Genomic DNA, 14,941 nt, shown 5'->3' on the forward strand with positions numbered 1-14,941 from the left:
AAATCATAATCACCCAGCGATTAACCCTCAAATTCATCTGTGTTAATCTGTGTGCATCTGTGGTTAAAAAATCTTATTAAAATATTCAAATCGGCATTAATTAAAAGGTCAAGTCATGATCAGAAAATTTGGATTTGGATTGCTGTGGATTGGGATGATAACTTATGCGTCTTTCCTTGCACCACCTAACCAACCAGACACATTTGAACTGATTAAAAATCTTTCTCTGGGCAATCTTGAAGGCATCAACCCGCTGATTGTGGCGCTGTTTTACATCATGGGTGTTTGGCCGATGATTTATAGCTGCTTGCTGTTTTTTGACGGCAGAGGTCAAAAAGTGCCGGCTTGGCCGTTCGCTGCGGTATCTTTCGGTGTAGGTGCTTTTAGTTTGTTGCCTTATTTAGCCTTACGCGAAACCAACCCCAACTTTTCAGGAGAAAAAAACGCATTTCTCAAGCTTTTAGACTCCCGAATTACCGGCATTTTCTTAACCTTAGCAGCTGCCGGCCTTGTTGGTTATGGGGTGTTCACCGGCAATTGGGGCGATTTTATCCAACAGTGGCAAACTAGCAAATTTATTCATGTCATGAGTTTAGATTTCTGCCTGTTATGTCTTTTATTTCCTGCCTTGCTAGGAGATGATATGGCAAGAAGAAATCTCAAAAACCCCTTGTTTTTTTTGGCGGTGGCGCTGATTCCCTTATTTGGCCCCCTCGTTTATTTGTGTCTGCGAATACCGTTGCCGGTAACAAATCCGCAATCCCACCAAGCAACAATAACCAGCACCACTCACTAAGCAATTATTTCAGCGTTTCTCAGATAAAACTTGACCCAAGATAGATGCTGCTAACTTTGTCTTTTCTTTAAAATAAACAGACAATAGCAGCAATTTTTGGGTCAAGATGATGGCTAGAAAAATTGTTTTATTCTCAATCTGGATAGCATTTACTAGCTATACCATAAGTCTGGCTCCGCTCGATCAGCCCGATACCTGGCCTCTCGTTCAAAAACTGCTAACGCTTCAGTGGGCAGATATTAACGCAATTATTGTATCTATATTTTGGTTCATGGGCATCTGGCCGATGATTTTTGCTTGCCTAATGTTTGCTGATGGCAAAATGCAAAAAAAACGGGCTTGGCCTTCTTGGGTCGCTTCAAACGGAATGGGTATCATTGGCATGACGCCTTATTTACTTTTGCGAGAATCGAATCAAGAATTCGATGGAAAAAAAGATAAATTACTGAGAAGTTTAGATCAACGTTCCACCGGCATCGCGCTGCTTTTTACGACACTTGGCTTATTTGCCTACGCGTTTATTGCCGGCAATTGGGGCGATTACGTTCAACAATTCCAAACGCGGGCTTTTGTTCACCTGATCAGCCTCGATTTTTGCCTGATGTGCCTCATATTTCCCATCACCTCATTATTTGATGATGACATGGCACGTCGAGGTCTTAAAGATGCCCGAATTTTTTGGGCAGTGGCGCTAGTTCCTCTATTTGGCCCACTAATTTATCTGTGCTTGCGTCCGCCTTTGCCCGAAGTAGAAATAGGGCGACAGCAAGAGTCGCCCCTACCGGCTATGAGTTAATCCGTAAGGTTATACGAACAATGCCGACAACCCCAAGGGGCACTTTCCAAATCAGCAATGATCGCTTAATCGGATCGACAACAGTTGCCTCGTCCAATGTTGAGGCTTGATCATCCAAAATAATTCGCCCTACGCGACCATTTTGTACTGGAAATTCCAACACTATTTCGCCGCTGAAGCCGACAGGTATTTTAACCGTTTTCAGTTGTTCTTTTAGCGCATTTGTGGCAGCTTCATCCAAGCCGGCAACGTTGACAATTTCTAAGCGAAAATTGAGTTCAAGGGTTGCAGAAGCTTGACCGCTTGTGCTGCGAACTTGTGGTGTGGTTCTGTCAGAGAAACCTTGAACCCCAGCAGGCTTAGCTTTTGCCCGTGGCACTTGTAGGGATGGTGCTGGGGGCGGAAAAAACCCTTCAAGACATCCAAATTCAGATGCTTCGGGTGCTTGTGGTGAACTACTCCCTCTAAGCGCCCAAGCGTTGTTAAGCAATTGATTTGCTGCAAAATGAGCATTGCCGGCACCCACCGTTGTTTCATAGCTAACACCCTCTGGCATTTCCACCGGCACTTGCATTGAAATTCGGTTGCCTTCCGGATCGACGCGCACCTCTTCGCTAACCGCAACAAACGCCGTATATTGCGAGAGTAACTGATAACTCAAAGCAGTATCTGTCACCGAATCTACTAAAGATTTCTTCTCACCGGCAAGCATTTGATTCATCAAATCTTTAATTCGCTGCCGGCCCCAAAGTTGAGCAATTGCCGGATTGCCGGCACCCTCAAAATTGAGGCTGAAACGCTTTTCATAGCGCTTTCCACCCGCTGTCATGCCGGTGATGTGTAATTGCTCAGCCGTGCGATTTTCCTGCCGGCCAAACAAAACTAATGGCTGTTCTGCAAACAAATCTGGGGCAATTGAGGGATAAATTTCAGGCTGTCCGTTGCCTTCCCAATGAATTTGAATATTCGTCAGCACTGGATTATTAATCTGGCGGAAAAACTTCTCAGCAGCTTCATCAGGGGGTTCATTTTGTCGGACAACTTGACACGTTCCTCGCCCAATTTCTGCAATGCGATTGAGTAAGAATCGGTTTACAGAACTGCCAACCCCGAAACTATAAAGTCGATGACCTTGTTTGAGATGGCGCTGCACTTCAGCCAGGATTTCATGATCGTTGCCAATGTAGCCATCTGTTAGCAGCACGATACTCCGCAAACGTCCTGCCGGCACAGCGGGGAAATTCATCACCGCTTTAATGCCATTGAGCAATTCAGTCCCGCCATTTGCCCGCAACTGGTTGATATAGTTAATTGCCTGTTGCCGGTTTAGGGCAGTATTAGGCAATGGGTTAGCAGAAAGCTGCCGCGTGGTATTAGAAAAATCAATAATGCTGAAAGTATCGTCAGGATTTAACCCATTAATAAATCGGCGCATCAATTCCTGACATTGCAAAATTGGAGCGCCGGCTTGAGAACCCGATGTATCCACTAGAAACACAACATCTTTGGCGACAATCTCTTCAGGTTTGTATGCCAAAGCCGGGATAAAATAAAGCGCAAAATGAGCGCCTCGTTCATCGGCTTGCGTTAAAATTGTCGCTTCAGTTTTATGGCCGGCAACCCGATAACGCAGAATAAAATCTTTATTGGGAATCGTATCTTCGCCGCCCAACTTCACCCGCACAATTTGACCTTCATGTTCAATTTGTAATGGGTGAGAAGTCGAACGCACATCAAAAACAGGCAAGCCGGTGTCAATTTCAACCCTTACCCCAATATCATGACGAGAGCGCATTTCTGGCGGAATAAATGGTGGATTAATCCGCGAGGCATCGGGCACTTGATCGGTATCTCCACTGCCATCTATTGGCGTACCAGGAATATAACGAGGCCCCACCACCATTGGGAAGACAAATTCGTAATCGCCACCCTCAAATTTAAGGCTATCTGTGTAGCGAATTGTGACATCAATTTGCTCACCCGGTTTAATATTAGCCAAAGATTGGGTGAAAATATTATCTCGCTCTTGTTCTAAAAGGCCGGCAGTACGTCCTTGCCGCTTTGCTGCTTCGTAAATTTGTTTGGCTTCTTCTCGTTTTTTAATGTTGCCTTTAATAATTCGTTCACCAATTTTAATTTCCATGTCATCCACTGCCGCTTCATCCGGTAATGGAAAAACATAAATTGCTTCTAACGGCTCGGTAAAGGGATTTTCAAAGCTTTGTGTGACTTCAACGCGTGATAAATTGCCGGCAATTTTTGCCAGCACTTCTGTATGCTTTAAAGGAAAAACCAGCTTCTCGCCAGCCGGGGATTCGACGTATAAGCCACCTAAACGATCTTTTACAGTAGTGGGCATCAGGTTTAACCTCTTAGCTTTAGCAAGTGTCAAATGGGCGTTGGGTATTGCCGGCAAGCCTTATGCTAGCTTCAACAACCAATACCCTTCAAAAGACTTAACGAAGACTTAAGATAATTTGCTTTCTACCATCGCATCTATGAAACCTAATTTATGCATCGTTACTGTTTTTGTAACAAGCATTTCATATTAGAGTGATGTTTAACCCGACAGCAGTTAGTCCTGTTGGCTTTAATCAAATAAAAAGGTCTGGGAAGAAGAGGATTCAAAACTATGGAAAAAACAGAAAAACAAAAAATGCTAGCTGGTGAGCTTTATGTGGCTTCCGATGCTGAGTTAGTTGCTGAACGTAAACGAGCGCGTTGCTTGCTGCGGATGTATAACACTACAACAGAACAAGAACCGGAAAATCGAGGGCAAATTTTACAAGAATTATTTGCTAAAGTCGGGCCTGATGTTGAAATTGAGCCGCCTTTTTATTGCGACTATGGCAGCAACATTTATGCCGGCAACAAATTTTACATGAACTTCGGATGCGTGATTCTCGACTGCAATCGGGTTGAGATTGGCGATAACGTTTTGTGTGGCCCTTACGTTCAAATTTACGCAGCTTCTCACCCAACAAAACCTGAAACTCGTCTATCTGGTAAAGAATTAAGCGCTCCTGTCAAAATTGGCAGTAATGTTTGGATTGGGGGCGGTGTTATTATTTGTCCCGGAGTAACGATTGGGGATAATACTACCATTGGTGCCGGCAGCGTTGTTGTTAAAGATATTCCTGAAAACGTGATTGCTGCCGGCAACCCCTGCAAAATAATTCGACATTTACCTTAAATGGGGTACTTAAGAACACGAGGATGTGGTCAGTTCTTAAAGTGGAACCCCCCTTTTTTTTAGGTAAATTTTCCCTAAGACTGGGAGAAAAGGGTTAAATCTCGCAAGTTTACAGAAAGATTTCTAGCAAATTGTTAGAAATTTCAGTAATATTGCGGATGCCCGATTCTCCCGAAATCAGGTCTTATAAAGGTAATATCATAAGGTAGCTGAAATTTCTGTTTAGCTAATCTTTCACAGGCTTCGCATCTACCCAGGCGCATACTCTGCCTGCATCTACTCTACAAATATATGCAAGGCATCTACTCTACGGATTGCGGGAATCTACTTAGATGAATGGGTTAGAAAGCCATTAAGGGTTTTAGGGAAAATAGTTGAGCTTGCCGATTTAAAAATTCTTCGGGACAGAGTTCGGCAATTGCTATAGGGGAGTTACGAAAGCGCTTTCAGCTTAGCAGCGAAGCGTAAAACTTCCGGGTGACAAGGAACTTTCCTTGGTCATGTTCTTTAGGGTTTTTGTACTTTTCATTTCCGCACAACAACCTTAAACCGGCTGTTAGTGGGGTGGCAAAAAAGCAGGATGATTTCACACTCTGCCAGCTTTGCTTTGGCGTCCCATTCCATTGTTAGCTCAAGGAATTAAATTGCCCAAACTTAGCTGAATTCATGCTGAAAATATACGACTCAATCAAGAAAATATTTAAATCGCAACTGTCCTGATGTAGCGATTAAACTCTGAAAGGTTAAATATGAACTTTTTTAAAGCAGATTAGATTTGATATCTAGAATCTTCCTTTAAAAAGCCATGTAGGGGTTGACTTAGAAAACCTATTTCTAGAGTTTTACCCCTGAGTTAAACGCATCGAGAGTCCTAAGAAATAAGGATTTTAAACTGTAGTTGCGTTTTGGTGTAGGTGTAAAAGCCGGCGAGTCATAGAAGTTTTAAACAACTTAACTTGTCCAGCCAGAAACCGCACGCAGTATGTCTGGGTTTTATCTACCAGCCAACATTATTCTGGAAGACTCAAAATGACCGCTCAGATCGCTTCAATCAATCCAAATTTTGACGCTCAAAATTCCCAGCCGCGTTCGCTAGTCTTCATTGATGAAAGCGTGAGTGACAGCCAATTATTAGCAGCTGGCGTATCCGATGGGATGAAGGTAATTACCCTCAAACAGGATAGTGATGGAATCGAGCAAATCACTGCCGAACTTCAAAAATATGCGGATATTTACGGTTCAATCGACGCGATTCATATCTTTTCTCATGGAAGTTCGGGAAATGTCTACCTGGGAAATAGCAGCCTTAATTCAAATACCTTAGAAAGCTATCAAAGCCAGCTGGGGCAGTGGAAAGACGCACTCAGCGAAAATGCAGATATCAAATTTTACGGGTGTGATGTTGCCGCCGGCACAGGTTCAGCGTTAATTTCCCAACTCAGCCAAATCACCGGCGCAGATATTGCTGCCTCCACAGATTTAACCGGCAATGATGCCAAAGGCGGCAACTGGAACTTAGAATTTGCCACCGGCAGCATAGAATCTGTTAACCCATTGCAGGCAGAAACCTTAACGGCTTACAGTGGTGTTTTAGCCACGATAACTGTTACCAATAATGCAGACAGTGGCGCAGGTTCCTTAAGAAACGCCATCGCCACTGCCCAAGCCGGCGATATGATTGTATTTGATCCCAGCCTTGCCGGTCAAACGATTACCTTAAGCAGTCAATTAAACATCAATAAAAACCTGATTATTGATGGCGCGAGTGCTGCCGGAGTTACCGTTAGTGGTAATAATGCCACCCGCGTTTTTGAGTTACAAACCGCCCCTGACAATACTGCCATTAATGTCACGATGCGGAATCTAGTGATTGCCAATGGCAAAGTTAGCGGCATCGATGAAGCTGGTGCCGGCGCAGGCATTAAAACTGCCTCTAGCACCATTTTAACGGTTGAAAATTGCCAAGTTAATAATAACTTTGCTCAGTTTGGCGGCGGGATTTTTGCCGGCTTTCGTGGCAACACAACGGTTATTAACAGTACATTCGATGGCAATGATGGCACAGCCGGCAACCAAGAACGAGGCGGCGGTGCAATTGCTACCAAAAGTGAAGGCAGCCTCACCGTACAAGGTAGCCAATTTACGAATAACAAAGGCATTAACGGCGGCGCGATTAATAGCCTTTTAGGTGCATTAACCGTTGAAAATTCAACCTTCCTCAATAACGACTCAACACCCGGCGGTTCGGGAACCGTTACCAGCGGATTTGGTGGGGCAATTTATACCGATGGTGCGAGTGCTTTAATTGATGACGCAGTTGGTGGGACCATTGCGATTCGCAATAGCCGATTTGAAGGCAATAAAGGAGCCGGTCAAGGTGGGGCAATGTTTTTGTTTGGTTATGCCCCAGACAAAATTATTGTTGACGGCAGCACGATCATCAATAATCAGGTGATTAAAAATGGCACCGGCAACGCTCTCGGCGGTGGCATCCGCATGGGCAATGCCGAATATACTATCAGCAACAGCACCATTGCTAACAACTGGGCATTGACTCAGGGTGGGGGTTTGTGGACGGGTGAAGCATCACCAGGGCAAATCATTAACACCACCTTTTCTGGTAATAAAGCCCACGAACTTGATGGCACTAGCGGCTTGGGCGGTGCCCTGATGATCAATAACTCCAGTGGCACCACTAATATTATCAACAGCACGGTTGCTAATAATTATGCCGGCTTCCAAGGTGGGGCATTTTGGGGAAAAAGTCTAACCACCACCGTCAAAAATTCAATTTTTGATAAAAACACCGCCGGCAATCCTTGGGGTGTGAAACAACACGTTGGTGAGCCATTAGTGGATGCCGGCGGGAATATTCAATTTCCCCCCAAAAATCCTAATGATGCTAGTGATGTCAATGTCACGACCAGCATTAAGATTATCGATCCCTTACTTGGCCCTCTGCAAGATAATGGCGGCGGCATTTTAACCCATGCTTTGCTAGCGGGAAGTCCGGCAATTGATGCCGGCACCAGCACAGGCGCACCGGCAACCGACGGACGAGGTCAAATGCGCCCCCAAGATGGAGATAGCAACGGCACCGCACTTGTTGATGTTGGGGCTTTTGAATTTTCCGGGAATGCCCCAGAAATTGCAGTTTTAGAAGCAACAACTAACATTGTTGATGGCACCACAACAGCCCTTGACTTTGGCACCACAACCGTTGGGACTGCCATCAGCAAAACCTTCACCATTAACAACACCGGCACCTCTGATCTGGTTCTCAGCAGCCTGCAATTGCCCACCGGCTTTACCGTTGTAGGACCTCTTCCCGCAACCGTCGCAGCCGCAGGACAAGCAACTTTCTCGGTTCAACTCGATGCCAGTGTGGCCGGCACTTCTACGGGTGAAATCTCCTTTACCACCAATGACAGCGACGAAAACCTCTTTAATTTCGCAATTGCCGGCACGGTTAATGCCCTAACCCCAAATACCCCAGAAATTACAGTTTTAGAGGCAACAACTAACATTGCTGATGGCAGCACAACGGCCCTTAATTTTGGCACCACAACCGTTGGCACTGCCATCAATAAAACCTTCACGATTAACAACACCGGCACCTCTGATCTGATCCTCAGCAACCTGCTATTGCCCACCGGCTTTACCGTTGTAGGACCTCTTCCCGCAACCGTCGCAGCCGCAGGACAAGCAACTTTCTCGGTTCAACTCGATGCCAGTGTGGCCGGTACTTCTGCCGGTGAAATCTCCTTTACCACCAATGACAGCGACGAAAACCTCTTTAATTTCGCAATTGCTGGCACTGCTACTGACCTAACACCAACCCCAACGCCGGTTCCTGCGCCGGTTCCTACGCCCGTTCCTGCCCCAATTCCTACCCCAACGCCAACCCCTGAAGACGCAAGTTGTCTTTGCGATCAATTTCCCACTCCCAATCTCGACGTTAGCCCCAACGTCGCAGCTAGTACACTTTCAGGCGAGGAGGGCAACGATACCTTAATCGCGAGCACCGCTAATGAAGCCCTTCTAGGCATGGGTGGTAGTGATCTTTTAGTTGGCTACATCGGCAACGACATCCTGCTGGGTGCGGATGGCAACGACTTGATGTACGGAAATCAAGGCGATGACTACCTTGATGGCGGCTTAGGTGCTGATACCCTCTACGGCGGCAAAGAAAATGACTCGCTTGTCGGCAATTTTGGTCAAGACATTTTGATCGGAGATATCGGTAACGACATTCTGCTAGGCGGTGACGACAACGATCTGATATTTGGTAACACCGGCGATGACTTGCTAGATGGCGGCATTGGCAACGATAGCCTTTACGGTGGCAAAGAAAACGACATCGTCAAAGGGGCAGCCGGCGATGATCTCCTCCTCGGCGACATCGGGAATGACACCCTTTGTGGCGGAGAAGGTAACGATTTAATAAATGGCAACGTTGGCAGTGACCTCATGGATGGTTGCGAGGGCGATGATACCCTCTACGGTGGCCAAGAAAATGACACCTTGATTGGCAACACCGGCAACGACTGGCTGAGTGGCGACTTCGGCGATGACTCGATATTTGGCAACATCGGCGCGGATACCCTCAATGGCGGAGATGGCAATGACAGCCTCTATGGTGGTAAAGACATTGACATCCTCACCGGCGGCATCGGCAATGACATCCTCACTGGAGATTTTGGCAGCGACATTCTCACGGGGGGTGCCGGCAGTGATCAATTTATCTTGGGTGCCGGTTTTGGTGCGGACACCATCACCGACTTTGAAGATGGTCAAGATATCCTCCTGCTAGGCGGTGGGTTAACATTCGACCAACTCACCTTTGCTGCCGGCAGCAATGCCACTCTAATCCAAATCACCAGCACGAATGAACTTTTAGCCTCCCTCAATGGCACCTCATCCACTCTGTTCAGTGCAGCAGATTTTGCCGTAATCTAAATTTCTTGCAGGGTGCATCTACTCCAACTTGACTCCACAAACAGCTTCCCCGGACTCTTTAGAAGAGTAACCTCCAGAAAGGGTAAAATGCTTCTGAGCTAGCACCCCTCAACCTCAATCGTGAGGGAGAGTGCCCTAATCTTGAGGAGGATGGAACCCTGACCACTCGCGTTATATTACTTCGTCACGGCCAAAGCAGCTTTAACAAAGAGCGCCGAATTCAAGGCCGGCTTGATAAATCGATTTTGACAGAACAAGGCCGTGCTACAGCCCGTCAAGTGGGTGAAGCCCTTAGTGGCCTTACTTTTGACGCTATCTACTCCAGTCCCTTGCAACGGGCGAAAGAAACCGCCACCGTCCTCCTTTCTGCTTTGGAAACCGAGGCCAATCATCCCTCCCTACAGGTATCACAGAACCTGATGGAAATCGATCTGCCGGCGTGGGAAGGGATGCTGCGGCAAGAGGCGATAGAAAAATTCCCCCAAGACTACGACTGCTGGCAAAATCGCCCCGATACGCTGCGAATGGTCGTTTCAGATGCAGCCGGCGAACGAGAGCATTTTCCCGTGTTGGCGATTTATGAACAGGCGCGGCAGTTTTGGCAGGAAGTCCTCTCAAATCATGCTAATGGCACAATTCTCGTCGTCGGCCATAATGGCATCAATCGCGCCTTAATCAGCACTGCGCTAGGCATTCCCCCCTCTTCTTACCATTCCGTCCAGCAGTCGAATTGTGGCATTAGCGTCCTTAATTTCGGCACGATTGTCGGGCCGGCCACTGAGCTACAATCGGTGCAGATGGAATCGATGAATCTCACCTCTCATGTGGGAGAAATTTTTCCCAAACCCAGAGAGGGCCATCAGGGATGCCGGCTGTTATTGGTGCGCCACGGAGAAACCGAGTGGAACCGCCAAAGCCGGTTTCAAGGGCAAATTGATGTACCACTCAACGATAACGGCAGAGTGCAAGCCCAAAAAGCCAGCGAGTTTCTTAAAGATATCCCCATCGATTTTGCCGTCACCAGCCCCATGCTGCGCCCCAAGGAAACTGCTGAAATTATTCTCAAAGCTCACCCAGATGTGAAACTGCAACTTCACGATGGGATGAAAGAAATCAGTCACGGACTTTGGGAAGGGAAATTTGAATCAGAAATCGAGGGAGAATTCCCCGGTTTGTTGCAGCAGTGGAAGGACACCCCAGAAATTGTGCAAATGCCAGAAGGGGAAAACTTACAGCAGGTGTGGGATCGGGCAATTGAGGCTTGGAGTTCTATCGTAAAATCCGCCCATGCCGGCACCACAGGTTTGGTAGTGGGCCACGATGCCATCAATAAAGCCATCCTCTGCCATCTGTTTAATTTAGGCCCAGAACACTTCTGGAACTTCAAACAAGGCAACGGGGCGGTTACCGTCATCGATTATCCCAAAGGTGCAGACGGCCCGCCGGTGCTGCAAGCCATGAATATCACCACTCACTTGTCGGGCGGTGTACTTGACAAGACAGCAGCAGGAGCGTTGTAGTGGTCATCGGTCATCGGTCATTGATCAGTTGTCATTTGCAAAGGACAAAAGACAAAGGGCAATGAATAGCGAATTACTGCAACAAGTCCGGGTGCTCGATCCACTTACCAATACCGATCAGATTGCGGATGTTCTGATCGCAGATGGTGTCATTCAACAAATTGCACCCCAAATTCTCGACCTTCCGGAAACTACCCAAGTGCGAAATTGTCAAGGTCTGGTGGTCGGGCCAGGACTGGTAGACCTTTACAGCCATAGTGGTGAACCGGGATTTGAAGAACGGGAAACCCTGGAATCTTTAATGAAGGCGGCATCTGTCGGCGGATTTACCAGGGTCGCCATTTTGCCCGATACCAAGCCGCCGGTGGATAATCCTGCCGGCTTGGCTTTCTTGCAGCGGAACACAAAAGTCAGAGAAAACCCTCAATTCCCTACTCTCTATTTCTGGGGTGCCCTCACCACCGGCATCCAAGGTCAGCAGATGACAGAATTGGCGGAATTAGCCGCAGCTGGGGTTGTGGGCTTTGCTGATGGCCATCCGATTCAAAATCTGGCCCTACTGCGTCGGCTGTTGGAATACCTACAACCGCTCGGCAAGCCGGTTGCCATCTGGCCCTGCGACCGGCATCTGGCCGGCTCCGGCGTGATGCGAGAAGGGCCGGATTCCATCCGCTTTGGGTTGGCAGGCAATCCCGCCATCTCTGAAACCGCAGCCCTCGCTGCTTTGTTAGAACTGGTAGAAGCCATCGGCACTGCGGTTCATATCATGCGAGTGTCCACCGCACGCAGCGTCCAGCTAATTCAAGATGCTAAAACCCGTGGGTTGCCGGTGACGGCGAGTACCCCTTGGACGCATTCAATCCTTGACACAAGCTCACTGAGCAGCTACAACCCTAGCCTTCATATCGATCCTCCCTTAGGCAACCCAGCGGATCGAACTGCACTAGAGCAGGCTGCGCGGGAGGGCGTCATCGATGCGATCGCCGTTGACCACACCCCCTATAGCTACGAAGAAAAAACGGTTGCCTTTGGGGAATCTCCTGCCGGCACCATTGGTCTAGAACTCGCCTTGCCGCTACTGTGGCACACGCTAGTAGCCAACGGCACCTGGACAGCCCTAGAACTATGGCGGGCTTTAAGTACGCAGCCGGCACTGTGTTTACAGCAAAAACCGGCAACCCTTGCTGCCGGTCAACCTGCGGAAATCATCCTTTTCGATCCGCAACAAACTTGGACGCTTGACGTTCACACCCTCCATTCCCGCTCCACTAATACCCCTTGGTTGGGCCGGCAGTTAAGCGGTCGTGTTTTGCAAACCTGGAACAATTAATTTTGCAACCAGTAGTTAAGGAGAGTCAGTAAGATTTTATTTCGCCTCTGCCGGCTGCAATTCCTGTTTTGCCGGTTCTTCCTGAGTCGCAGGATAAACCGGCTGCTGAGACAGTTCCCCTAAGCGGTTGGGTGGCCAGAAGCGAACAACTGCGCGGCCAATGACTTTGTCACGGGGGACAAAGCCCCAATAGTGGCTGTCATAGCTATTATTGCGGTTATCTCCCAAAACTAAATACTGGCTCTCTGGCACATTCACCGGGCCGTATTGGTAGTTAGGTTCATCCGCGATATATTTCTCACGTAAAGGTTTATCGTTGATGTAGACTCGTCCCCCTTTGACCTCCACTTTGTCCCCCGGCAGACCGATCACCCGCTTAATGAACGCATCGTGGAAATTTTGCTTCTGTAGCGCTTCAGTCGGGTCAAACACCACAATGTCTCCCCGCTGCGGACTTTGGAACTTATAACTCAACTTGTCCACAATCAAGCGATCATTAATGAGAAGAGTCGGTTCCATCGAACCGGAGGGAATATAACGAGCTTCAGCGACGAAGGCCCGAATTCCAAAGGCCAAAACGACACTTAAGCCAATCGTTTTAACTGCCTCTACCCACGGATTTTCAATATTTTGTGGGGAATTCGGTTCGGTTGCAGAATTTTGCACACGGGTCATAGGCGTTCAAGCACAAGATAATAGTAAGTTTAGAAGAGGGAAGACACAAATACCAACCTGCCGACCGAGAAACCTTAAACTTCTCAGCTATATACAACTGTACAAAGTTTGTCAGAGTTTGAGAGACTCACAGACTGGAATCGGCTGAATGGTATTGTACCTAAAACACTAGCCGGCTTCGATTTTCGGGTAACAATTGCATCATTTTCTGTATTTTGACCCAAGTATTTCATTTTAGAGTTCGCTTAAGTCTCATCCCAAAAGAAATTTAACGGTAATTCTTCACAATTTTTCTATCAACTCTCAACTACCATGCTTTCTGATTCTTCTGTGTCTTTGTTGATCCGCCGCGCCCGCATCCTTTTGCCCAGTGGGGAATTTTTGGTTGGAGATGTGTAAACAAGGGGACGAGAAATTGTCCAAGCGGCACCAGAACTCCCAGACGCCGGTGGTGATGCTGTCACCGAGATAGACGCCGAGGGGTTAACTTTGTTGCCTGGGGTGATCGATCCGCAAGTACATTTCCGCGAACCCGGACTGGAACATAAAGAAGATTTGTTTACAGCCAGTTGTGCTTGCGCGAAAGGTGGGGTGACATCCTTCCTGGAAATGCCCAACACCCGCCCCCTGACGACCACCCAGGCAGCGCTAGAGGACAAATTGCAACGGGCCGGCCAGAAATGCTTGGTTAATTATGGCTTTTTTATCGGAGCCACAGCAGACAATCAGCCAGATTTGCTAGAGTCTCGCCCGACCTGTGGCATTAAAATTTTTATGGGATCGATGCACGGTCAGCTATTGGTGGATCAAGATGAAGCTCTAGAAGCCATCTTTGCCACCGGCAGCCGATTAATTGCCGTTCACGCCGAAGATCAAAATCGCATTAACGAACGCAGACAGTTATTTGCCGGCCAGACAGATCCGGCTGTACACTCGCAAATTCAAGATAATCAAGCCGCTTTATTAGCGACCTAGCAAGCCTTAGCACTGTCTAAGAAATACCAGCGGCGTCTTCACATTCTGCATCTGTCTACGGGCGAAGAAGCCGAACTGCTGCGCCAAGATAAACCCAGTTGGGTGACAGCCGAAGTCACACCCCAACATTTGCTGCTGAATACCAGCGCTTATGAAAAAATCGGCACGCTGGCGCAAATGAACCCGCCTTTACGCTCACCCCATGATAATGAAGTCCTGTGGCAAGCTTTACTCGATGGCGTCATTGACTTTATCGCCACCGATCATGCACCCCACACATTAGAAGAAAAAGCGCAAGGCTATCCCAACACCCCTTCTGGAATGCCTGGGGTTGAAACATCCCTCCCCTTAATGCTCACGCAAGCGATGCAAGGGCGTTGTACAGTTGCTCAAGTTGCTAACTGGATGTCTACAGCCGTGGCGAAAGCGTATAAAATTCCTCAAAAAGGCATGATTGCTGCCGGCTATGATGCGGATTTGGTGCTGGTTGATTTAAACAATTATCGCCCGGTTGTCCGAGAAGAACTTGCGACTAAATGCGGCTGGAGTCCGTTTGAAGGGTGGGATTTAACAGGATGGCCGGTGGTTACAATTGTTGGCGGGAAAATTGTTTATGAAAAAGGAAAGTTAAACACCGAAGTTCGCGGAGAAGCTTTGACTTTTGATGCTTAAACGCTTCAAAGTTGTAAAAACAAAG

Annotated in this window: 8 protein-coding genes and 1 pseudogene; 7 read left to right on the forward strand and 2 right to left on the reverse strand. The window is 47.6% G+C overall.

Annotated features, from left to right (window positions below):
• The first annotated feature begins 115 nt into the window (after positions 1-115).
• Together H6F56_RS06815 and H6F56_RS06820 are read left to right on the forward strand one after the other, a co-directional pair.
• Complete coding sequence (locus H6F56_RS06815) at positions 116-796, forward strand: DUF2834 domain-containing protein (RefSeq protein WP_190666154.1); 681 nt, start codon at positions 116-118, stop codon at positions 794-796.
• A 106-nt stretch (positions 797-902) separates the two neighbouring features.
• Entirely contained in the window at positions 903-1,592 is a 690-nt protein-coding gene (locus tag H6F56_RS06820) for a DUF2834 domain-containing protein (RefSeq protein WP_309236462.1), read from the forward strand.
• On the opposite strand, the gene H6F56_RS06825 is transcribed toward H6F56_RS06820, so the two are convergent.
• Positions 1,582-3,951, reverse strand: coding sequence for a VIT domain-containing protein (locus tag H6F56_RS06825; RefSeq protein ID WP_190666156.1), 2,370 nt, complete (start codon positions 3,949-3,951; stop codon positions 1,582-1,584). The genes H6F56_RS06820 and H6F56_RS06825 overlap by 11 nt on opposite strands.
• A gap of 273 nt (positions 3,952-4,224) precedes the next feature.
• On the opposite strand from H6F56_RS06825, the gene H6F56_RS06830 reads away from it, so the two are divergent.
• The 4 genes from H6F56_RS06830 to H6F56_RS06845 all read left to right on the forward strand — a co-directional run bounded on the left by H6F56_RS06830 (position 4,225) and on the right by H6F56_RS06845 (position 12,594).
• Entirely contained in the window at positions 4,225-4,785 is a 561-nt protein-coding gene (locus H6F56_RS06830; RefSeq protein WP_190666158.1) for a sugar O-acetyltransferase, read from the forward strand.
• A gap of 1,029 nt (positions 4,786-5,814) precedes the next feature.
• Positions 5,815-9,744 carry a DUF4347 domain-containing protein gene (locus H6F56_RS06835; RefSeq protein WP_190666160.1) on the forward strand — a complete coding sequence of 1,310 codons (3,930 nt, stop codon included), beginning with the start codon at positions 5,815-5,817 and terminating at the stop codon, positions 9,742-9,744.
• Between the two features lie 158 nt (positions 9,745-9,902).
• Positions 9,903-11,264 carry a histidine phosphatase family protein gene (locus H6F56_RS06840; protein ID WP_190666599.1) on the forward strand — a complete coding sequence of 454 codons (1,362 nt, stop codon included), beginning with the start codon at positions 9,903-9,905 and terminating at the stop codon, positions 11,262-11,264.
• A 61-nt stretch (positions 11,265-11,325) separates the two neighbouring features.
• Positions 11,326-12,594: a dihydroorotase gene (locus tag H6F56_RS06845; RefSeq protein ID WP_190666162.1), complete on the forward strand. Its 1,269-nt coding sequence runs from the start codon at positions 11,326-11,328 to the stop codon at positions 12,592-12,594.
• Positions 12,595-12,630: 36 nt separating this feature from the next.
• Here H6F56_RS06845 and lepB read toward each other — a convergent pair whose 3' ends face one another.
• On the reverse strand, positions 12,631-13,269 hold the full coding sequence (gene lepB, locus H6F56_RS06850; RefSeq protein ID WP_190666164.1) for a signal peptidase I: 639 nt from the start codon (positions 13,267-13,269) through the stop codon (positions 12,631-12,633).
• Positions 13,270-13,581: 312 nt separating this feature from the next.
• Between lepB and H6F56_RS06855 the strand changes: the two are divergent.
• Positions 13,582-14,916 (forward strand): annotated as a pseudogene (locus tag H6F56_RS06855) (dihydroorotase).
• Positions 14,917-14,941: the final 25 nt, after the last annotated feature.

Source organism: Microcoleus sp. FACHB-672, assembly GCF_014695725.1.
Lineage (GTDB): Bacteria > Cyanobacteriota > Cyanobacteriia > Cyanobacteriales > Oscillatoriaceae > FACHB-68.